This window comes from Butyricicoccus sp. AF35-5AC, assembly GCF_003477715.1.
Classification (GTDB): domain Bacteria; phylum Bacillota; class Clostridia; order Oscillospirales; family Butyricicoccaceae; genus Agathobaculum; species Agathobaculum butyriciproducens.
The window spans coordinates 525,506-546,701 of record NZ_QUDX01000001.1 but is presented as its reverse complement, the minus strand read 5'-3'; the positions used below and the strand labels follow the sequence as shown (position 1 = coordinate 546,701).

General features: G+C 55.9%; 18 protein-coding genes. 1 reads left to right on the top strand and 17 read right to left on the bottom strand.

Annotated features, from left to right (window positions below):
• Positions 1-841: 841 nt before the first annotated feature.
• Genes gluQRS through DWZ82_RS02540 form a run of 3 tightly spaced genes read right to left on the bottom strand, consistent with a single transcriptional unit; the run spans position 842 to position 2,820 of the window.
• Positions 842-1,774, bottom strand: a complete 933-nt coding sequence (gene gluQRS, locus DWZ82_RS02550) for a tRNA glutamyl-Q(34) synthetase GluQRS (protein WP_118478512.1) — start codon at positions 1,772-1,774, stop codon at positions 842-844.
• A 12-nt stretch (positions 1,775-1,786) separates the two neighbouring features.
• The gene (locus tag DWZ82_RS02545) at positions 1,787-2,110 is read right to left on the bottom strand and encodes a TfoX/Sxy family protein (protein WP_118478510.1); all 324 of its coding nucleotides are present in this window, start codon (positions 2,108-2,110) and stop codon (positions 1,787-1,789) included.
• Positions 2,110-2,820: a flavodoxin family protein gene (locus tag DWZ82_RS02540; protein ID WP_158575057.1), complete on the bottom strand. Its 711-nt coding sequence runs from the start codon at positions 2,818-2,820 to the stop codon at positions 2,110-2,112. Before DWZ82_RS02540 ends, DWZ82_RS02545 begins: the two co-directional genes overlap by 1 nt.
• A 236-nt stretch (positions 2,821-3,056) precedes the next feature.
• Here DWZ82_RS02540 and DWZ82_RS02535 point away from each other — a divergent pair, with 236 nt between their 5' ends.
• Positions 3,057-4,220, top strand: a complete 1,164-nt coding sequence (locus tag DWZ82_RS02535) for a glycoside hydrolase family 3 N-terminal domain-containing protein (RefSeq protein ID WP_118478506.1) — start codon at positions 3,057-3,059, stop codon at positions 4,218-4,220.
• Positions 4,221-5,354: 1,134 nt separating this feature from the next.
• Here DWZ82_RS02535 and DWZ82_RS02525 read toward each other — a convergent pair.
• The 14 genes from DWZ82_RS02525 to DWZ82_RS02460 form a co-directional block, all read right to left on the bottom strand.
• Positions 5,355-5,957 carry a Type 1 glutamine amidotransferase-like domain-containing protein gene (locus DWZ82_RS02525; protein WP_118478502.1) on the bottom strand — a complete coding sequence of 201 codons (603 nt, stop codon included), beginning with the start codon at positions 5,955-5,957 and terminating at the stop codon, positions 5,355-5,357.
• Positions 5,958-6,275: 318 nt separating this feature from the next.
• Positions 6,276-7,295: a tRNA (adenosine(37)-N6)-threonylcarbamoyltransferase complex transferase subunit TsaD gene (gene tsaD, locus DWZ82_RS02520; protein ID WP_118478500.1), complete on the bottom strand. Its 1,020-nt coding sequence runs from the start codon at positions 7,293-7,295 to the stop codon at positions 6,276-6,278.
• 2 nt (positions 7,296-7,297) lie between these two features.
• Positions 7,298-7,753: a GNAT family N-acetyltransferase gene (locus DWZ82_RS02515; protein WP_118478498.1), complete on the bottom strand. Its 456-nt coding sequence runs from the start codon at positions 7,751-7,753 to the stop codon at positions 7,298-7,300.
• Between the two features lie 14 nt (positions 7,754-7,767).
• Positions 7,768-8,199 (bottom strand): ribosomal protein S18-alanine N-acetyltransferase, encoded by a 432-nt coding sequence (gene rimI / locus DWZ82_RS02510; RefSeq protein WP_118478496.1) that lies wholly within the window; start codon positions 8,197-8,199, stop codon positions 7,768-7,770.
• A complete protein-coding gene (locus DWZ82_RS02505; RefSeq protein WP_118478494.1) occupies positions 8,196-8,627 on the bottom strand; it encodes a low molecular weight protein arginine phosphatase in 432 nt (143 codons plus the stop codon). Before DWZ82_RS02505 ends, rimI begins: the two co-directional genes overlap by 4 nt.
• Before the next feature lie 182 nt (positions 8,628-8,809).
• A complete protein-coding gene (gene polA / locus DWZ82_RS02500; protein WP_118478492.1) occupies positions 8,810-11,443 on the bottom strand; it encodes a DNA polymerase I in 2,634 nt (877 codons plus the stop codon).
• Positions 11,444-11,495: 52 nt separating this feature from the next.
• A complete protein-coding gene (locus tag DWZ82_RS02495) occupies positions 11,496-12,194 on the bottom strand; it encodes a TraX family protein (protein ID WP_118478490.1) in 699 nt (232 codons plus the stop codon).
• Positions 12,195-13,021: 827 nt separating this feature from the next.
• Positions 13,022-13,180 carry a FeoB-associated Cys-rich membrane protein gene (locus tag DWZ82_RS02490; protein ID WP_243022106.1) on the bottom strand — a complete coding sequence of 53 codons (159 nt, stop codon included), beginning with the start codon at positions 13,178-13,180 and terminating at the stop codon, positions 13,022-13,024.
• Between the two features lie 30 nt (positions 13,181-13,210).
• The gene (gene feoB, locus DWZ82_RS02485) at positions 13,211-15,724 is read right to left on the bottom strand and encodes a ferrous iron transport protein B (protein ID WP_118478488.1); all 2,514 of its coding nucleotides are present in this window, start codon (positions 15,722-15,724) and stop codon (positions 13,211-13,213) included.
• A 302-nt stretch (positions 15,725-16,026) separates the two neighbouring features.
• Positions 16,027-16,248 (bottom strand): FeoA family protein, encoded by a 222-nt coding sequence (locus DWZ82_RS02480; RefSeq protein ID WP_118478486.1) that lies wholly within the window; start codon positions 16,246-16,248, stop codon positions 16,027-16,029.
• Positions 16,249-16,269: 21 nt separating this feature from the next.
• On the bottom strand, positions 16,270-16,479 hold the full coding sequence (locus tag DWZ82_RS02475; RefSeq protein ID WP_188885631.1) for a FeoA family protein: 210 nt from the start codon (positions 16,477-16,479) through the stop codon (positions 16,270-16,272).
• A 734-nt stretch (positions 16,480-17,213) separates the two neighbouring features.
• Positions 17,214-17,645 carry a flavodoxin gene (locus DWZ82_RS02470; protein ID WP_116704598.1) on the bottom strand — a complete coding sequence of 144 codons (432 nt, stop codon included), beginning with the start codon at positions 17,643-17,645 and terminating at the stop codon, positions 17,214-17,216.
• 56 nt (positions 17,646-17,701) lie between these two features.
• Entirely contained in the window at positions 17,702-18,262 is a 561-nt protein-coding gene (locus tag DWZ82_RS02465) for a DUF3793 family protein (protein ID WP_118360792.1), read from the bottom strand.
• A 470-nt stretch (positions 18,263-18,732) separates the two neighbouring features.
• A complete protein-coding gene (locus DWZ82_RS02460; protein ID WP_118478484.1) occupies positions 18,733-19,983 on the bottom strand; it encodes a DUF4317 domain-containing protein in 1,251 nt (416 codons plus the stop codon).
• Positions 19,984-21,196: the final 1,213 nt, after the last annotated feature.

Genomic DNA, 21,196 nt, shown 5'->3' with positions numbered 1-21,196 from the left:
CACGAACTGCCGCAGGCGGGTTCGCCCCTAACGGGCGGCTTCTTTTCCTGCACCGGCTGACCGTGGCACACGAACTGCCGCAGGCGGGTTCGCCCCTAACGGGCGGCTCCTTTTCCTGCACCGGCTGACCGGGGCACACGAACTGCCGCAGGCGGGTTCGCCCCTAACGGGCAGCTCCTTTTCCTGCACCGGCTGACCGGGGCACACGAACTGCCGCAGGCGGGTTCGCCCTAACGGGCGGCTCCTTTTTCTGCACCGGCTGACTGGGGCACACGAACTGCCGCAGGCGGGTTCGCCCTAACGGGCGGCTCCTTTTCCTGCACCGGCTGACCGGGGCACACGAACTGCCGCTGGCGGGTTCGCCCTAACGGGCGGGAGGTTTTCGCTGAACCTCAGCGGGGAGTTGCGCTCTGCGGAGCGCGGGAGACTGCGGCACCCGCCGCGGGGGCAAAGAGGAAGGGACACCTGCGGTTTCCCTTCCTCTTTGAACTCCTACCTTTCCCTTGCTTCCTAATCTGGCGCAGATTGCCTACATGTGACCGCTTCGAAAAGGAGTACGGCAGTCGGGTTACCGCAGCGTGTCTTTCGCAACCTATTCGCAATGTCAGATACCGTTCTGCTACACATACGGTTTACTCTACGCAGGCGCGACAAACAGAGTCGCGCAACTCGTTTGCGCGTTGTTACGGACGGCACCTGCGAATTATAATTGATGTTAGACTTTACCTTATCGCACCCTACGGCATGAATCGTGCAAATGATATAAGAAATAACACCCAATAAACCAAAAATGGAGAACGGAAAACCCTAACGGTAATTCTCCATTCTCCATTTTCCATTCTCAATTCTTCTCGATATCTCGGAACACGTTCGGCAAATAGAGTTCGTGCTTCGGAATCTTCTCCCACGAAAACGCTTTGACAAGTTCCTTCGCGGAGACCGGCTCTGCGGTGTCGGTCAGGCCTGCGGCGCAGGCAAGTGCGCCGATGACCTGCTCAGGTGTGAATTTCTCCCGCAGGAGGCCGAGGTCGAGGTCCTCATCGCGCTTGGACAGGCGGCGTCCGTCATGGTCGCACAGCAGCGGGATATGGATAAATTTCGGCGGCGTGAAGCCGAACAGCTCATACAGCCAGATCTGGCGCGGCGTACTGCCGATGAGATCGTGCCCGCGCACGACCTCGGTCACGCCGGACAGGCCGTCATCCACCACGACCGCCAGCTGATACGCAAACACGCCATCCGACCGCCGGATGATGAAGTCGCCGCACTCCTCGGTGAGCGTTTCAGTGTAATCGCCGTACACGCCGTCCGTGAATGTGATGGTGCGCTCGGGCACGCGCACGCGCGTTGCAGGCGCACGCTTTCTGCGCTTTTCGGCCACTTGCTCGGGTGTTAAATCGCGGCAGGTTCCGGCGTAGACCACCCTGCCGTCCGACAGGTGCGGTGCGCTTGCGGCGTGCAGGGCCGCTCTCGAGCAGAAACATGGGTACAGCAGACCTTTTTCGCGCAGAATCGCCTCATATTGCTCGTAAACAGCCGTGCGCTCGGACTGATACGGGATTTCGCCGTCCCAGTCTAACCCTAACCACCGCAGGTCGTCGATAATTAAATCCGCGAAGCTGCGCGGACAGCGCATTTCGTCCAAATCCTCAATCCGCAGCAGAAATTCGCCGTTCTGCTGCCGCGCACTCAGCCATGCCAGCAGCGCGCACAGCACGTTGCCGAGGTGCATGCGGCCGCTCGGACTGGGCGCAAAACGTCCGATGGTGTGCATGTTTTTCACTCCTTATTGCTTTTTCTTCTTGGATTTCGGTGCCGGAAGTTCGTCATACATGGCACACAGCAGCTTCTGCAGGAAGGCGGCATCGTCGGTTTTCGTCACCCGCAGCATGGGTTTTGCGCCGTCGTACGGAAATTCATAAGGCGCATCCGGAAGGCAGCTTATCGCAGCTTTGACCGGTTTGACCAGCAGGCGGTTATCATAAATTCCGCCGACGATTCTGCCGTTGTAATAGAGTATGTACTCCCCCATCATGGGTCGATGCGTTACGCCGTCCAGTCCGGACAGGCGGTCTAATATTTCCGCGAGAAATTCTTTTGTGGTTGCCATTATCGTCCTCTTTTCCAAGGTTTCTCCGTCACATAGCCTTTTTGATACCAGTATTCATCGTCAACGGGATTCATTTTGCGCTTTTTATGGAACAAGCGGTACATATAAAACAATCCCTTGACCTTCGCGCACGGCGTGACATTTCCGGCATTTTTCCGAATGGCAGAAACCGTTTTCTCCACCTTTTGCTGAATTTTGTGCATAAAATTCTCGGGCATGCTGCTCCAGTCATATCCCCATACGGCCTGCGTGATAACGTGCGTGCGGCCGACGCCCCAGTAATTCATGCTGTCGCGCAAATCCCTGACGGTGGATTTCATGCCGCCGCCCGCCGCGGTCGTGATGATGAGCGCCTGCTTGCACATCAGCGACAGGTCGGGACGGTGCACCAGCCAGCGGTACGCAAAGTGGTCGAGCAGGGTCTTGACCTGCCCCGGAATGTGGTAAACGTAGGTCGGCGCACAGAAAATGATCAGCTCGGAGTCATCAATCGCGGCGATGAGCTTCTGCATGTATTCGTGCCCGCCGCACTTGTCCTCGCGGCCGTTCATGCACGCATAGCAGCCCGCGCAGACATGCGGCATATCCTGCGGCAGATAAAATTCGTGCAGCGTGCCGCCCGAAAGCAGGCGGTCGAGCACCATCTGTGCAATGCCGTAGGTAGACGATTTGGTTTTCCGTTTGTGCGGATAAATTATGGTTATGTTCACAGCGAACACCCTTTCTTGTGTGGAACAAATGACAGGATTGTGTGATTCTCCGCTGCGCGGGCGAGCACTTTTCACCCCTACGGTTGCACATGTGCAGATAATTGAAGAGTGACACGCTCTCCGCTCTCACGCATCCTCCTGCCCTCAAACTCCTACTTTGTAATATTACCACATTCACCCTATGCTTTACAACTCCCCTGCTCTCTTGTATAATGTAGGCAAACGAGGTGACACACATGAAAAAACGAATGCTTGCGCTGCTGCTGGGTCTGCTCTGCACCGGACTGACGGCCTGCGGCAGCACGGACACCGCCGCAAAGGACGAAACGCCGTCCGCGCCGACCGTCGAGCAGCCCGAGCCGGAACCCACGCCGGAGGAGGTCCGCCGGACGGCGGCGGAGCAGTATGCGGACGGCCTGACGCTCGAGGAGCAGGTCGCGCAGATGTTCTTCGTGCGCTGTCCGGAGACCGACGCGGCGGCGCTGACCGCGCAGTACGACATCGGCGGTTATCTGCTGTTTGCGCGCGATTTTGACGGACAGACCAAAGAATCCGTCGCAAATACCATCGCAGCCTACCAGAATGCCGCAAAAACACCCATGCTCATCGGCGTGGACGAGGAAGGCGGCACGGTCGTGCGCGTCAGCTCCAACCCGAATCTGCGCGGCACGAAATTCCAGTCACCGCAGGCGCTGTACAGCGAGGGCGGCTTTGACCGCATCACGAGCGACACCGCCGAGAAGGATGCGCTGCTGCGCGATTTAGGTATCAATGTTAATTTTGCGCCCGTGTGCGACGTTTCGACCGACCCGAGCGATTTCATTTACGCGCGCAGCTTCGGCATGGACGCCGAGCAGACCGGCGAATACGTCCGCACGGTGGTCACGCAGATGGTCAGCGACAAGACCGGCATGGTGCTCAAGCACTTCCCCGGCTACGGCAATAACGCGGACACGCACACCGGCCTCGCCATTGACGAGCGGCCGATGGACACCTTCCGGCAGTCGGATTTCCTGCCGTTTCAGGCGGGCATTGCGAGCGGGGCGCAGTCGGTTCTCGTCAGCCATAATGTGGTAAACTGCATGGACGCCGACCGGCCGGCATCGCTCTCCGCCGAGGTGCACCGCATTCTCCGCGAGGAACTCGGCTTTGACGGCGTAATCCTGACCGATGACCTGATCATGGACGCCATCCGCGATTACACCGGCGGCGAAAACGCGGCGGTGCTTGCCGTACAGGCGGGCAATGATATGCTCACCTCGTCGGATTTCGTGACCCAGTATAACGCCGTGCTTGCTGCCGTACAGGACGGCACGATTCCCGAGTCGCAGATTCACGCTTCCGCCGTGCGTGTCATCGACTGGAAAATGCAGCTTGGACTGATTTCCTATGACGCGTAAACAACAGAGTCCCGGCCTTGTCGCTTGACAAAGCCGGGACTCTGCGCTATAATCTTAAGTACAAACGGCGGCTCTCTGCCAAGAGCGGTCGTTCCTCGGATCGATTTTATGTCGAGAAGAAGGCCGCTTTCTTATTCAGGGGGAGCGGTTATTTCTTTATGTATCCTAAGATACCAAAGACGATCGTGGTGATCAACTGAAACAGCAGCAGCGTTTCGGAAATTGACATCCAGATCACCTCCCTTTTTATCGAGGGAGGAACAACCTTTTTTCACCGTTTGCACTTTGATTATAGCATGCGTGTCATATTGTGTCAATCAACCGTCTTTTCAGGCGGTTTCAGCTTGTCGAAAAAGTCAGATTTCTATTTTGTGCTTCGTGCGACAGCACGCATAAAATAGAATTTGCGCAGCAAATTCATAAAAACCGGGGGCGTGTACCTCGGTTTTTATACAAGGGAAGAAAAAATGTGTCCGGAGGACGCGTTTTTTCTTCAGCATTCGATCGAAAGCGTGGTTTCGATCGAGAGGCTGCTCGAAAAACGATAGTTTTTCGACAGCCTCCAACCGTCTTTTCAGACGGTTTTTATTTTTTTGCTGTAAGAGACGGACGCATGTATCCGTCTTTTTTCTGTCATAAAATGCAAAAACCGCCCTAAAAGGCGGCTTATTGACAGATTTCGATTTCATATGCTATCATCGAAACGGACAAGTTCACATAGCGGTCAGACCCTCTGTTCCTTTCCCGCTGTCTGCGGCAGGAAGGAGGTGGCGCGAATGCGGAAAAAAGCATTTCAGCTTTTCGTATGTGCAGTAATCCTGCTGTACATCTTCTGTATAAAAGCGCGATGACCGCTCGTCTGACTCACGAACGGTCATCATAACAAATTTCGATGACTGAGGGTCTGACTGCTGAACAGTGTCCTCTTGGGTATATTATACCCGAGCAGCCCCGGCTTTGTCAAGCGACAAGGCCGGGGTTCCCTTTTACCTTTTGTGTTGATATAAGCCTATCCGCCAAAACCTTCATCGATTTGACGGAGCTTTAAGCATTGGAAAAGGAGCAAGGCGGGTTTCAACCTTGCTCCTATCGGTCAGAATATGCTATTCAGTTCAACAAACTGGAATTTTCAAATTAGTCTTTGCAAATAACCTTTGAATCTTCACCATCAATTACAATTCCCTGACGGTTGTTAATTGGGCATAGATTCAAATCCGAAAACTCAGTCACTATTTTCTCGGTAACTTTCTTAAATGGTGCTGTAAGATAATGCGGAAGAACATAGAAATCAATCAAATCAATCCCTGCATCATCTTCTTGTGAGTAGTCCTCCGGCTTTTCATCCATTTGCTCGATATATTGGATGCTTGGAGCGCATATAATTGCGCCTGCCGACTCGCCGATCATCAATTTTCCATTTGCCAATTCCTTTTTCAGCAGTCCATCAGTTCCCGTTTTACGGAGCTGGTCCATAAGAAAGAAAGAATTTCCGCCGGTAAAATATATCACATCTGCTTCTTCAAAAACAGACTGTATCGTTGAATAAGCCTCCGTTGAAATATCAATTTCAGTTACGATCGCTCCCAACTTTTTGAATAATTTTCGAGCCGAGCCGACATAACCGGTGTAGCCTTCACGCAGTGAAGCTGTTGGAATAAATGCGACTTTCTTATTTTCAATTTCTTCCTTTATCAGACTTCCTACACTTGAAAAGTGCGAACATAAAAATAATTTCATCAATATTCTCCTTTATAAATTTCGATTTTTATATTTGATTATAAAATAGATGTCTGCTGTTTGCAATGTATATTTATAAGCTCATTTCCCATAAGTACACAATTCTGAAAAGGGAGAATTCTTTTGTATCATACAATATTTTTGTGCTTCTTTCGAGGCATGAAAAGATGCCGAAGTTGCCTTCGGCATCTTTTTGGTATCCAGTATCGGTTATGTGCGTGATTTAGTGAAATCACCGGAGTTATACCCCATCAACACAAAGGGTAAAAGGGACGGCCGGGGTTTTGCTATGCAGACGAAGTGCATGCTCAATTCATCTCAATCGCAGATATTCTTTCCGATATCCGCGGTGGCGTAGGCATTCTGCAGGGTTTTGCCGCGGGTGCCCGCCTGATACTCATAATACGCCTGACTGCCGATCATGGCGGCGTTATCACCGCACAGCTGCAGCGGCGGCATAAACAGCTGAACGTGCTCGCGCTTTGCCATCTCCTGCAGGGCCGCCCGCAGGAAGGAGTTGGCTGCCACGCCGCCCGCACACACAACGCGCCGCGCATGCGTCTGCTTGACGGCCATCTCGAGCCGCGGCACGAGCGTATGTACGACAGCCGCGCAGAACGAGGCCGCAAGGCCGTTCCGGTCGATGGTTTCGCCCTTCTGCTCGGCGTTGTGCGCCAGATTGATGACCGCCGTTTTGAGTCCCGAGAAGGAGAAATCCAGCGGCGCATCCTTGATGTGCGAGTCCGGCAGCTTGTACATTTTCGGGTCGCCGTCCTGCGCCAGCTTGTCGATCTTCGGGCCGCCCGGATAGCCGACACCGAGCACGCGGGCGACTTTATCGAACGCCTCGCCTGCTGCGTCGTCGCGTGTGCCGCCGAGGATTTCAAACTCGGTGTAGCTTTTCACCATCACGATCTCGCTGTGACCGCCGGACGCAATCAGTGTCAAAAACGGCGGCTTGAGTTCGGGATACGCCAGATAAGTAGCCGCAATGTGTCCTCGGATGTGGTGCACCGGAATGAACGGCTTGTTCATCGCAAAGGCGAGCGACTTGCCGAAGTTCGCGCCGACGAGCAGCGCACCGATCAGTCCGGGCGCACAGGTCGCGGCAACCGCGTCCACATCGTGCTTGTCCATTTTCGCGTCCTTGAGCGCCTGCTCGGTCACGCGCACGACCGCCTCCATGTGCCGCCGAGACGCGATTTCCGGCACAACGCCGCCGTACAGCGCGTGCGTGGCGATCTGCGTATCGACCACGCTCGACAGGATTTTTCGTCCGTCCTCGATGACGGCTGCCGCCGTTTCATCGCACGAGGACTCGATTGCAAGTATTTTCATGGTTAATCTCCTAAATTTTTCTCAAAGCACAGGCAGTTTTCCGCGCCCGCCGGACTGCCGTAGTACGGAATGACGCGATAGCCGAGCTTGGTGTACAGCGCCGCCGAATCCTCGGTCGTGCGGGCGGTCTCGAGGATGGCCTTGGTGAAGCCGTGCTTTGCCGCATCCTGCTCGAGAGCCGCAATGACCGCGCTCGCAACGCCCTTTCGGCGGAACGCCGGCGCGATGTAAATGCGCTTGACCTCGAATGTCCCCTCGTCGATCTTCTTCCACGCGCCGCAGCCTGCGGGCTTGCCGTCCTCGTACGCGACGATGCGGCAGTCAAACAGATGTGGCAGGTTGTACTTGGCGTAGCGCTTCTCCACCTCACCGACGAGCATGAAATAATACTCGTCCAGCGCAGCGGTCAGGTCGTGAAAATCTCTGTTTTCCGCGTCAACAAAGCGAAGCTCCAGCATGGCAAAATCCTCCTTCAAATCAGTGAAATCGTCATTAAAACCGCGTTTTCTGTGGGATTGCTGTAAAAATTCTTCCGTTTTCCGACCGGCACAAATCCGGCTCCGGTGTAGAGCGCTATCGCCGGTGCATTGCTCTCGCGCACCTCGAGCGTCACAAACGCCAGCTTGTTTTCTCCGGCTTTCGCTGTCAGCGCGGCAATCAGCGCCCGCGCGATGCCCTGCCGCCGGAAGTCGGGCGACACGGCAACATTGGTAATATACCCTTCGTCGAGCACGGTCTGGCAGCCGACGTAACCCGCCGTTTTGCCGTCCTGCTCCGCCACGAGAAAAATGCCCTTGCCCAGCTCCTCGCGCAGCATGTTCTCGCTCCACGGCGCGTGAAAGCACGCGCGCTCGATCTCCGCCAGCGCCGCGAGATGGCGCTCCTGCATCACGACAATGTTCATCGGCTCAGGTTCTTGATGACTGCCTGCACGCCCTTGTCGATCTCGGCGGCAGAGCGGCGGTAGGTGGCGAGATCGCCGCCGAACGGGTCGGAAATGTCCTCGGGCAGCAGCGTGAAAATCTTGTCCGCGCAGTCCGGGAACAGCTCGCACAGGCGGTCGTAGTGCGAGCCGGTCATGCAGACCAGATACTTCGCGCCGCGCGCCATTTCGGCGGTCAGCTGACGCGAGCGGTGCGCCGAAATATCCGCGCCGCGTTCTCCAGCTGCGGCAACCGCGTTCGCGGAAGCCGGAAGGCCGTTTTCGGTGTATAATCCGGCAGAAGCCGCCGTTAAACCGGTCTTTTCCTCGCCGTTATGTGCGCGGAATAAGCCTTCCGCCATCGGGGAACGGCAGGTGTTGCCGGTGCATATAAATATAATCTGTTCCATTGTATTTCACTCTCAACTTTATAATTGAAAATTGAGAATGGAGAATTGAGAATGTCGCTATCCTTGCGCGAGTTCCATCCGCGCTGCGACGAAGTATCGCGCATAGCGCGACCTATTTAATAACGGTGCTTCGCACCGCACATCAATTTTCCATTTTCCATTCTCCATTTTCCATTCAGCTCTTATTTCGCATCGTACCAGCTGTGTCCCGCCTTGGCCTCTGCCACGAGCGGTGCATCCATCTTGAATGCGTTCTCCATCTCCTCGGTGAGCAGGTGCATGGCGGTTTCCTGCTCGTCCTTCGGTGCCTCGAGGATGAGTTCGTCATGCACCTGGAGAATCAATCGGCTCTGCAGACCGTCTCTCAGCAGGCGGTCGCGGACGCGGACCATGGCGATTTTGATGATATCCGCGGCGGTGCCCTGAATCGGGGTATTCATGGCGACACGCTCACCGAACGAGCGCATATTGAAGTTCTTGCTCTTCAGCTCGGGCAGCGCGCGGCGGCGGCCGAACAGGGTCGTAACGTAGCCCTGCTCCCTGCCGGTCTGCTTGATGTCCTCCATATATTTCTTCACGCCCGGATAGGTGTCAAGGTAGGTTTTGATAAACTCGCCCGCCTCTTTGCGCGTTACGCCGATATCCTGCGCGAGTGAGAAGTCCGAAATGCCGTACACGATACCGAAGTTGACCGCCTTGCACGAGGAGCGCATCTGCGGCGTGACCTCCTCAAGCGGCACATGGTAGACCTTGGCAGCCGTCGCGGCGTGAATATCCTGCCCATGCTTGAAGGCTTCGATCATGTGCTCGTCCTGCGAGATATGCGCGAGCACGCGCAGCTCAATCTGCGAATAATCCGCGTCGATCAGGACGTGATTTTCGTCCGGTGCGACAAACATGCGGCGCAGTTCGCGGCCAAGCTCGGTGCGGACCGGAATATTCTGCAGGTTCGGGTCGGTCGAGGACAGGCGTCCGGTGGCGGTCACGGTCTGCTGAAAATGCGTGTGAATGCGTCCGTCCACCGGACTGATGACCTTGAGAAGTCCCTCAACGTAGGTGCTTTTCAGCTTGGTCAGCTTGCGGTACTCGAGGATGCGCGGCACGATCGGGTGGTCCTCCGCGATACGCTCAAGCACCTCAACGTTGGTGGAATAGCCTGTTTTTGTCTTTTTCGGAGCATGCAGGCCGAGTTTCTCGAACAGCACCTCACCCAGCTGCTTGGGACTGTTGATGTTGAACTCGCCGTCCGCGTCATGATAAATCTGCTCGGTCAGGTCGCGGATACGCACATCCAGCTTGTCACCGAAGGCACGCAGCTCGTCCGGCTCGACTGCACAGCCCGCCGCTTCCATCTCAGCCAGCACGCGCAGGAGCGGCAGCTCGATTTCGTAGTACAGCTTTCGCATGCCGAGCTGCTCGATCCGGTCAGCCGCCTCGGCGTAAATGGCGCGCAGCGCACCGACATGCTGCGCCACGGCCTTCTCGGTGTCCTCCTGACCGCCGAGGAGTGAAACCGCTGCCGGATCGTCCAGATCCAGCTCCGGCAGCTCGGCATTGCAGTATGCGAGCGCAAGCCGCGGCAGGTCGTAGCCGGACTGGGTCGGGTCAAGCAGGTACGCCGCGATGGCGGTGTCAAACACGATGCCCTTCGGGTCCATGCCGCGCTGCAGCAGCGCCCGCACGGCGGCCTTCGCATCGTGCAGCACGAGCGACAGCGTGCCGTCGAACAGGCGGCGCAGAATGTCGTTCCACGCGTCACCGAACGCCTCGGCGAACAGGATGTGCGCCGTGTCACCGTCCAGCAGGCAAACTGCACCTAAGGTTTCCGGCACGATGGCGTACACGCGGTCGCAGTCGGTCAGCGAATCCATTAAGTTGAATGCTTCCAAAGCATTCTCAACTCGTTCTGTTTTCAGCTCCGGCAGACGCGGCGCGGACACGCTCTCGCCCGAAAGGTCAAACCGCTTGATGAAATTCTTGAACTCCAGCCGCGTCAGCAGGTCGTAGAGCGCGGTCTCGTCGATGTCCTGCGCGGGCAGGTGCTCCACATCGAGGTCGAGCGGCACATTGCGGTCGATGGTGGCAAGCCAGTAGCTGTCCTTCGCGGACTGCTCGCCGTTCTGCAGCTTGGTGCGCGCACCCTTTTTGATGCGCTCGTCGTCGATATTCGCGTACACGCCCTCGAGCGTGCCGAAATCGTGCAGCAGCTGCATGGCGGTCTTTTCACCGATGCCGGGCACGCCGGGAATGTTGTCCGACGAATCGCCCATGAGCGCCTTGAGATCAATCAGGCGAATCGGGTCGAAGCCGTATTTCTCGCGGAAGGCGGCAGTGTCATAGGTCTGGTAGGTGGTCTGTCCCATGCGGGTGGAGACCAGCATGACGGTCGTGCCGCCGCCGACAAGCTGCAGGCTGTCGCGGTCACCGGTTACGACCACACAGGTGTCGCCGTGCTCGTCCGCGCGGCGGCTGATCGTGCCGAGCAGGTCGTCCGCCTCGTAGCCCGCCTTTTCGCAGCGGGTAACGCCCAGGGCATCGAGCACCTGCTTTGTAATCGGCAGCTGCGCCGCCAGCTCGTCCGGCATGCCCTTGCGGGTTGCCTTGTAGGTGTCGAATTTGAGGTGGCGGAAGGTTTTCTCCTTCACGTCAAAGCAGACGATGGTGCGGTCGGGCTGCTCCTCGTCCTGCAGTTTGAACAGCGTAGCCAGAAAGCCGTATACGGCGTTGGTGGGCAGTCCCTCGTGGTTGGTCAGCTGCCGGATGCCGTAGAACGCGCGGTTCAATATGCTGTTGCCGTCTATCACCATGATTTTCATGTGTATTTTCCTCGCTCATTGATACATTAAATATAGTATACCACATTTTCGTTTATCCTGCCACTGCTTCAAGCGCCATCCGCATCGCGCCGATGAGCGCCAGATGGGCGGGATAGTAAATATAGAAAAAGTGCTTCATCTTCCATTTACCGCGCTCCTTGCCGAGCAGCAAAATCGGGAAGATCGCCAGCACGCAGAAGCGCTGCACGCCGCCCATCACACCGGCAAGCGCCAGCAGACCGATCGCAAAACCGAGCCGCTCGCCGATGACCGGCGGAATGCCGGCGAACACGCGCTCCCAGAGGATACGTCCGGCTTCAGCGTACAGCGGCAGCAGCACGCCAGCGAAGCCGTAGTCGATGTAGACCGTCCGGCACAGCAGGTAAAATACGGCGGCAAGCGCGGCTGTCAATGCCAGAAAGCGCAGTTTTCCGCTGCTTTTCCACGCCTCGACTCCGTACAGCAGCAAAATGGACAGGCTCAGCGTGATGAGCGCGTTGCCGTAGAAGCTGCCGAACGGCAGGAACGCGATAACGCACACTGCGCCGCACGCGAACACGCTGCCGAAGTATCGGGCTTTGTTCCGCGTATAGCGGCAGCCCTCTGCAATGCAGTAGGAGAACAGCGGAAACGCCAGCCGTCCGATTACGCGCAGCCACACCGCCTGCGGAAAAAATGCCGCGCCGATATGATCGAGCGTCATGCACACCATGGCGAGAATCTTCAGTTGGTTCTTGGTCAGCTGTTTCACGCGCGTTCGCCACCTTTATGTATCAATTATAGCACGCCGAGTGGGAAAGGCAAAGGGCGTTTTGCGCCGTACCCACGGCGGTGGGCAAAAAGGGTAGACACCTACGGTTTCTACCCTCTTTGAACACCCGTTTCCCTTGGAAGCCTACCTTGGGTGCAGATAGTAGACTTCGTAAGCAGGAAAAGGAACGGCAGTCGGTCTACCTTTATTGTAGGGGCGCGCATTGCGCGTCCATTTCTCTACCTCTACGCAGTGTCGGATACCGTACTGCTACACATACGGTTTACTTCCAGCAGGGCGCGGCATAACAGTGCCGCGCATGCCGTTTTCAAGTGCAAATCAGCTACAACCGCAGGATTGAGATAACCTGCACCGGTAAAACTATTGCGCGGCACGGATATCCCCCAGAGGACCCTCTCTTGCCCTTCGGGCAATTCACCTTGTGCCGCGCCTGCGCAGACCCAAATTGGATGTAGCAGTACGGCAGCCGAAATGCGGAAAGGTGTTATACCACGCGGTAGTAAAAATCCTCTGCCGTTCCCCTTTTCCTGCTTACGCAGTCTACCATCTGCACCCAAGCTATGATTACAAGGGAAACGGGTGTTCAAAGAGGGTAGAAACCGTAGGTGTCTACCCTTTTTGCCCTCTGCCGTGGGTACGGCAAACGCTCCCGCCGCCGCAGCGGCGGAATCCTTGCCCAGAATCGGCGAACCGCCTGCGCGGTTCGGGCGAACCGCAAAAGCTCTGCCTGCGAATCCCTGTCCGAGAGTACGATCTTAACGCAAAAACCGTCCGGCACCGGAGTGCCGAACGGTTTAGAGAGGTGTTTACTTTTTCTTGTCCGGAGGCGCTGTGTGATGACAGCTGCCGCCGCAATGTGCGCAATCGCCGCCGCAGCCGCCGGACTTCTTGACGAAGACCGAACGAACCGCAAAGAACACGACAGCCACTACGATCAAAGCCAGAATTACATCACCAATACTCATGGTAAAAGCCTCCTTTCAAATACGGAAGGATCAGTTGGCGTCCACGCTCATGCGGCGCAGACCCTCGGTGGAGTCAGCCTTAGCCGGCTTGCGGAACAGCAGGAAGATGATCAGCGCGATGAACGCGATGGCAACAACCGTGCCGACACCGAAGGTCAGCTCGCCGGTGATCAGACCGCCGATCTGATAAATGATGGTGGATACAACGTAAGCGTAAGCACACATGTAGCCGATTGCGAAAGCAGTCCACTTGCCGTTGTTCATCTCACGCTTGATGGCGCCCATTGCCGCGAAGCACGGTGCGCACAGCAGGTTGAACGCCATGAAGGCATACGCGCCGACCTGCGTGAAGTCCGCAGCCAGCTCGCTCCAGATCTCGGAGCCGTCCTCGGCAACCTCGCCGACGAAGTGATACAGCTGACCGAAGGTAGCAACAACGTTCTCCTTTGCGACCAGACCGGAGATGGTGGCAACGGTTCCCTTCCAGTTACCGAAGCCCGGCAGCGTGAAGATCGGAGCGATCACAGAGCCGATGCGCGCCATGATGGAGTTGTCGATATCGGATACCGCGCAGAACGCGCCGCCTTCCCAGCCGTAGCCGAGGGTGAACCACATAAAGATGGTGGACAGCAGGATAACGGTGCCTGCCTTCTTAATGAAGGAGGAGCCGCGCTCCCACATGGAGCGGAATACGTTGCCGGCGGTCGGAACGTGATAGCTCGGCAGCTCCATGACGAACGGAGCCGGGTCGCCGGTAAAGATCTTGAACTTCTTGAGCATGATGCCCGAGATGATGATGGACAGCACGCCCAGAACATAAGCGGAGAATGCGATGGTGCCGGAGCCGCCAAAGAACGCGCCTGCGAACATTGCGATGATCGGCAGCTTAGCGCCGCACGGTACGAAGCAGGTGGTCATGATGGTCATGCGGCGGTCGCGCTCCTGCTCGATGGTACGGGAAGCCATGACAGCCGGTACGCCGCAGCCGGAGCCGATCAGCATCGGGATGAAGGACTTGCCCGAAAGGCCGAACTTGCGGAAGATACGGTCCATGATGAACGCAACACGCGCCATGTAGCCGCAGTCCTCGAGGATAGCGAGGAAGAAGAACAGGATGAGCATCTGCGGAACGAAGCCCAGAACCGCGCCGACACCGGCAACGATACCGTCCATTACCAGGCTGTAAACCCAGCCGTCCTCGTTAACGCCCATGGAGGCGAACAGCTTCTCCAGCAGCACCGGGATACCCGGAACCCAAACACCGAAGTCAGCCGGATCCGGCTCCTCGGCGGTCATGGTCTCCTCGAAGGTCGCAAGAGTAACGTCCTCGGTGGTAACCTCACCGGAGTCCTCGTCCTCGAACTCGGCAGTGCCGACAACCGATGCAGCAGCCGGGTCTGCCTCGATGGCAGCAGCTGCGTCAGCGATGGCGGTCTCGTCAGCCTCCTCGGCCTCGAGCGCCTCGGTCAGAGCAGCAGTGTCGATGCCGGCCTCGTCAGCAGCCTCGAGCCATGCATCGCGGCGGGTGATCTGGTCGTCGTACTCAGCGGTTGCTTCCTCATAGTCAGCAGCGCCGATGGTGAACAGATGCCAGCCCTCACCGAACACACCGTCGTTCGCCCAGTCGGTGAAGATGCCGCCCGCGGTGGTTACGGAAACGTAGTAGACCAGCCACATGACCAGCGCGAAGATCGGCAGAGCGAGGATTCGGTTGGTAACAATGTGGTCGATCTTATCCGAGGTGGACAGACCGGTCTTTTTCTTCTTTACACAGTCCTTGACCAGCTTGCCAATGTACTGATAGCGCTCATCGGTGATGATGGACTCCGCGTCATCGTCAAGCTCCTCCTCAACGGCGGTGATGAGCTTCTCGATCTTGTCCTGCACGTCCTTGCCGAGGGTGAAGCGCGCCTGCACCTTGCTGTCGCGCTCGAACAGCTTGACAGCGAACCAGTGGCGCTGTGCCGGCTCGGTAACGTCTGCAATCAGCTTTTCGATCTCGTTTACCGCATTTTCAACGGTGTCGGAGAACTTGATGCGTGCCGGAGCCTTGCCTTCCCTGGCAGCCTTCTTTGCCGCCTCGACCAGCTCCTTGGTGCCCTCGCCCTTGATGGCTGCGGTCTCGACGACCGTAACGCCCAGTTCCTTGGACAGCTTCTTTACGTCGATCACGTCGCCGCGCTTCTTGACGATATCCATCATGTTCAGCGCCGCAACGACCGGAATGCCCATCTCGAGCAGCTGGGTGGTCAGGTACAGGTTGCGCTCGATGTTGGAGGCATCCACCAGATTCATGATGGCCTGCGGCTTCTCGTTTACGAGATAATCACGCGCAACGACCTCCTCCAGCGTGTACGGAGAGAGGGAGTAGATACCCGGCAGGTCGGTGATCAGGACTTCCTTATCGCCCTTGAACTTGCCTTCCTTCTTTTCCACGGTAACACCCGGCCAGTTGCCGACATACTGGGTCGCACCGGTCAGATCGTTAAACATCGTGGTCTTGCCGCAGTTCGGGTTGCCGGCAAGTGCCAAACGAATTGACATGTTTTTTCCCCTTTCTAAGGATCAGTGAGCACGGAATAATTAGTGTACGCTAACCCCTATGTAAAAAAATTTAACGAGTTTATTCGCCTGCTGACGGCTTTCTGTTCGTGCGTCAGCACGCATAAAATCGGATTTGCAGCGCAAATCCATAAATTCCGGGAGCATGGTCCAGACCACCCTCTCTTGCCGCTATGCGGCAATTCACCTTGTGTATCACGGAATTTATACAAGGGACGAAAAAATGTGCCCAAAGGGCGCGGTTTTTCGTCAGCCCTCGATTGAAACCGTGGTTTCAATCGAAATCAGTCAACCTGAATCATCTCAGCGTCTGCCTTGCGAAGCGACAGCTCGTAGCCGCGCACGGTGATCTCGACCGGATCGCCCAGCGGCGCTACCTTGCGGACGTAGATCTCCGCACCGCGGGTGATACCCATATCCATGATGCGGCGGCGGGTCGCACCCTCGCCCTCAATCTTGCGGACGGTTACGGTGGAGCCGACCGGCGTGTGTCTCAGATTGCTCATTTGCGTTTTCCCCCTTTGCAATTAAACCATAATGCGCGAAGCCATCTGCTCGGAGATTGCGACGCGCGCATCCTTCACGTTTACGATCACGTTGCCTGCCAGAGAAGACACAACAGTGACCTTTGCGCCCTCGACAAAGCCGAGATTCTGCAGGAACTTTCTCGTCTGGTCTTTTCCTCGAATGGTCTTTACGGTGGTCTCTACACCAACATCCATTAACGTAAGCGGCATAATGGTAATCCTCTCCTTTTCTGTAATCTCTGCGCGAAAAAAAGTGTTTTGTATCAGGTTAGACCGCTCTAACCTATTTATCATTTGAAGTTTACACCAGCTAACCTTTTGTGTCAATACGGAAAAAGCAAGTTTGTTAAAGCTAACTAATCTGCACAGAGTTTGCCGTGTCTAATTGTGCAGTATGCTGTTGCTAACTGTGGGCATTCCGCAGATAGGAGGAAGCCCGCGGCCATTGTTCCGGATGACCGCGGGCTCATGTTGAGGCTGTCAAAAAACTATCGTTTTTCGAGCAGCCTCTCGCTCGAAACCACGCTTTCGAGCGAATACTGAAGAAAAACCGCGCCCTGACGGGCACATTTTTTCTTCCCTTGTATAAATTCCGAGATACATGCTCCCGGAATTTATGAATTTGCTCCGCAAATTCTATTTTATGCGTGCTGCCGCACGAAGCGCAAAAATTAAAATAATACTTTTTGACAGACTGCATGTTATCGGAGTAACGCCGCGGCCGACCAGCCTTTTCCGCAGATAGGAGGAAGCCCGCGGCCATTGTTCCGGATGACCGCGGGCTCATGTTATGTTTTGACATACCGGGCAGTATGCCATGGGGTTTCCCCCGGGACAAGAAAGGATATTTGTATCATAACTGATACCGTCGTATCAGTTACGACCGTGAGAAATTGTTTCGGCGCTGCGCGCAGGTATGCACACGCCGCAAGAGAAAATCTAATTTAGAATGCTGCGAAGCCCTTGCCGAACTCCTTGCACTTTGCGATGCCGTCATCGTCCGGGGTTTCATTGAGGATGAGACCCTCATCGGTGTAGATGACAGCGTTTGCGTCGTTGGTACGCTGTACCCAGTCACGCATCCACTGGCCGTCGCCCCAGCCGTAGGAGCCGAACAGTGCAACCTTCAGGCCGGAAATCTTGCTCTCCAGCTCGGTGAAGAACGGGTCAAACTCGGTCTCCTCGAGAACCTCAGCGCCCATTGCCGGGCAGCCGAGAGCGATCTTTGCGTACTTAACAGCGTCAGCCGGGGTGGTGTCCGCAACGTTCAGTACGTCAACTTCCATGCCGCCCTCGCGGATGCCGTCTGCAATCGCGTTTGCCATCTGCTCGGTGTTGCCGGTCTGGCTCCAGAAAATAACTGCTGCTTTGCTCATGATAATTTTGCTCCTTCGCATGTATTGTTCTATATTTGTAGTTCTATCGAGTTATGCTATGCTGCAAACACTTCGAGAAGGGTTTCGCCCTTGTCAACGCGTCTGGTCACGGCGTGGCATACCCGCGATAGGCGGTCAAACAGCCGGGATGCCGCTTCGGCATCGCCGTACACCTTCCAGAGACCGCTCAGCTTGCAGCCCTTTCCGGCGTATCGAATAAAGCCCACAACGTCCTCGATCGGGTATCCGAGGAACAGTCCGATTTCGTGCGGAAAGTCCTTGGACATGGCGATGCGGCGCTTGAGATTGCGCAGCAATACGTCGAGTGGCTGACCGACCGGGTACGCAAAGTGCCGAAGCACATGCTGCACCTGCGGGTCCGCCATGCGGCGTTCAAGCTGCGGCTTGCTGTATACCAGTAAGAGGAAGCGTGCGCTGCAGGCGCAGACGATCTCGAAGTGAATCTCTCGCGCTGCGAAAGCATTGCGGTATTCGCTGAGCCGCTGCGGCAGATCGGGATATAAATTCCGGTCGCACGACACCAGACTTGCCGGTTTGATGCCCGCCAGTGTCGGCGAGCAGTAGGTTGCTAAAAGTCGATCCAAGCCATTTTGCATTGCTGATGCACCTCCCGTTTACAGTATTTCCGGTCTGTACATTTGGTATGCGTTTTTCCCGAACAGCGCGGCTGCGGTTAGCCATTCAGCCGCGCAATGCCTTAACGGTTTTGTTCGGAATGATGCGCAAAATACAGAGGAAGCTGTTTCTTTTATAACTATTCAGCACGTTCCCGTTCCGTGAGGAAGCGTGCCGGTCAACGGGGCGTATCAGTAAGCCTCGGCTAACCATGTATATAAGTTAGCACATCCTAACTAATATGTCAAGCACTTTTTCGAGAGAAATTTTCGACCGGATTCCGCGCGGTTAGGTTTTGCTAACTTCGTCATCCGAATAGGCGTTTTCTCAGCGTGAGAATGGGCGTTTTTCTGTCTTTTCGGCAGGGAAAATTTTTTCGGGATTTCCCGGATTTTCTGCACCGGCTAAAAAAACGAAAAGGGCATACCTTTCGGTACACCCTATGTATAAATTATTCCACTTCCACGCCGTTGATCCGCGCGGACTCATCCCCGGCAAGCGGAATGACAAGGCATTTCTGCCCTTCCACGACCTCGGTATGGACGTTCACGGCTCTCTCCTGCGGCATGCGCACGTCGATGACCGTGCCGGTCTCCCACGGAACATCGTCCTCGTCCGTGTCGGCGGCATTTGCCGCCTGATGCGCCAGCTCCTGCTGCAGCACTGCCACCTTCTGCTCCAGGGCGGCGGTATGCGCCTTGACCGTGCCCTCCTCGACCAGACGGCTGTCCAGCACGTTATGCGCCTGCGGCGGCTGGTCACCGAACACCTGCTCATACGACTTCTCGATCTGTGCGCGCACCTCATCCGGCACCTCGGCCTCGGTCGCCAGACCGGAAACCGCCTCGGCGGTCAGCTCGACCGGCGGCAGGCTCTCGTCCTCCTCCCGCTCGGCCACCATGGCGCTGATGGTCTTCTGCATCTGGAAGAACGCCGCGTCCGCCTGCTCCTCATCCTCACCGAAGGCGTCGTGCACCACGTTCTTGAACGCCAGCTTGTCCTCGGCAGCCGTGCGCTGCGCGACACAGCCGAGCACGTTCTCGATGAACTCCGGATGGGAGGGACGGCCGGTCTTGACGTAGTACATCACGGCGTTGACATCGCTGCCGCGGTTTGCAAACGCCGGGTACACAAAGCCGAGGTCGGGCAGACCGACCACCCAGTCGCGCTCCCGCGCACCGATGCGGTTTTCGTCCTCCTTGTAGCCGAGCGCAGGCTTCGCCAGCTCGACCGGACAGACCGCGCACACGCAGTACGCATACAGCTCGGTGGATTCGTCCTGGTCCTCGCCCGAGGTGGCCTTGCTCGGCACGTCGTACACATCGTGGTAAACCACGATCAGGTAGTTGCCCGGGTAGCTGTACTCCTCGATCACCTGCTCGTACAGGCGGTCAAGCAGCTCCTCGTTCGCCAGCTTGCTGTCCTTGAGCGTCAGCAGGTATTTCTGGTGCTCGATGCCGCTGTCGCTGCGGTCAAACTCCAATTCCAGCAGGTTTGCGCCGAGCGTGCCGCTGAACGTCTTTTTCGCGATCTCGAGGTACTTGTAGTATTCATCCTCTTCCAGTTCGGAAAACTGCTCGGTGAACTTGGTCACGATCTGCTTGCCGCTGTTGACGTAGCAGCCGCACAGACGCCCGAACGTGCATTCGGTCTTTTTCAAACGGCGGCGCAGCTCCTGCACATCGCCCTTGGTGATATTCATAGGTTTCGCTCCTTAGCGTGTGGATTCGGTATATACAAGTATACGGCATTTTCCATGCAAAAGGCAAGCATTTTCACACAAAAAGCGGCCGACCGGGTAAGGTCAGCCGTAAATTGACAGGTTTTGCGCCTGTGTGATATACTTGTCATAAGGAAACGCCTGTTTGCATGGACAAACGGTCAGCTCCTCTTTTCCTCCCTCGGTTTGAGGCGGAAAGGAGGTGGCGTAAATGCGGAAGAAAGCACTTCAGCTTTTGGTATGTGCAGTCATTGTATTGTACATTTTCTCCGTATATGCGCGATGACCGTCCGGCGGCAACCGTACGGTCATCTGTGAAAACTTTTGACTGAACTTGGGAGCTGACCGTCCAACGGACGGCGTTTCCCTTTAATTACATTATAGCACACTTTCAGGTGCTGTCAACCTGCGGAAATTGACATTTTTCGCACGTCCTGTTATACTTAACTCGTGGAAACGCTGTTGCACACGCAGTGAGCAATCACTGCAGGCGGTCAGATCTTCTTCTTCCCCACGGTCTGTGGGCGGAAGGAGGTGCTGCGCATGAGGAAGAAAGCCTTTGAGCTTTTTATCTGTGCGGTCATTGTACTGTACATTTTTCTCGTAAATGCGCATTGACCGCTTGGCTGGTACCCAAACGGTCAATGACTAACAATTATTGACTTCGTGAAGGTCTGACCGCTGCGCACAGCGTTTCCCTTTAATTACATTATAGCACACTTTCAGGTGCTGTCAACCTGCGGAAATTGACATTTTTCGCACGTCCTGTTATACTTAACTCGTGGAAACGCTGTTGCACACGCAGTGAGCAATCACTGCAGGCGGTCAGATCTTCTTCTTCCCCACGGTCTGTGGGCGGAAGGAGGTGCTGCGCATGAGGAAGAAAGCCTTTGAGCTTTTTATCTGTGCGGTCATTGTACTGTACATGTTCCTTATAAATGCGCGATGACCGCTTGGGTAGCCTCCAAACGGTCATCGTCCAAAAAACGCTGATTTAATGGAAAAGGTCTGACCGCTGCGCACAGCGTTTCCCTTTTTGTATCTTTATTATACCACACGAGCGCATGTTGTCAAGCGGCGTGATTTGCCGTAAATGCGCGATGACCGCTTGGGTAGCCCCCAAACGGTCATCTAACAAATGACTACTTAGAAAGGGTCTGACCGCTGTACACAGCGTTTCCCTTTAACAAAATTA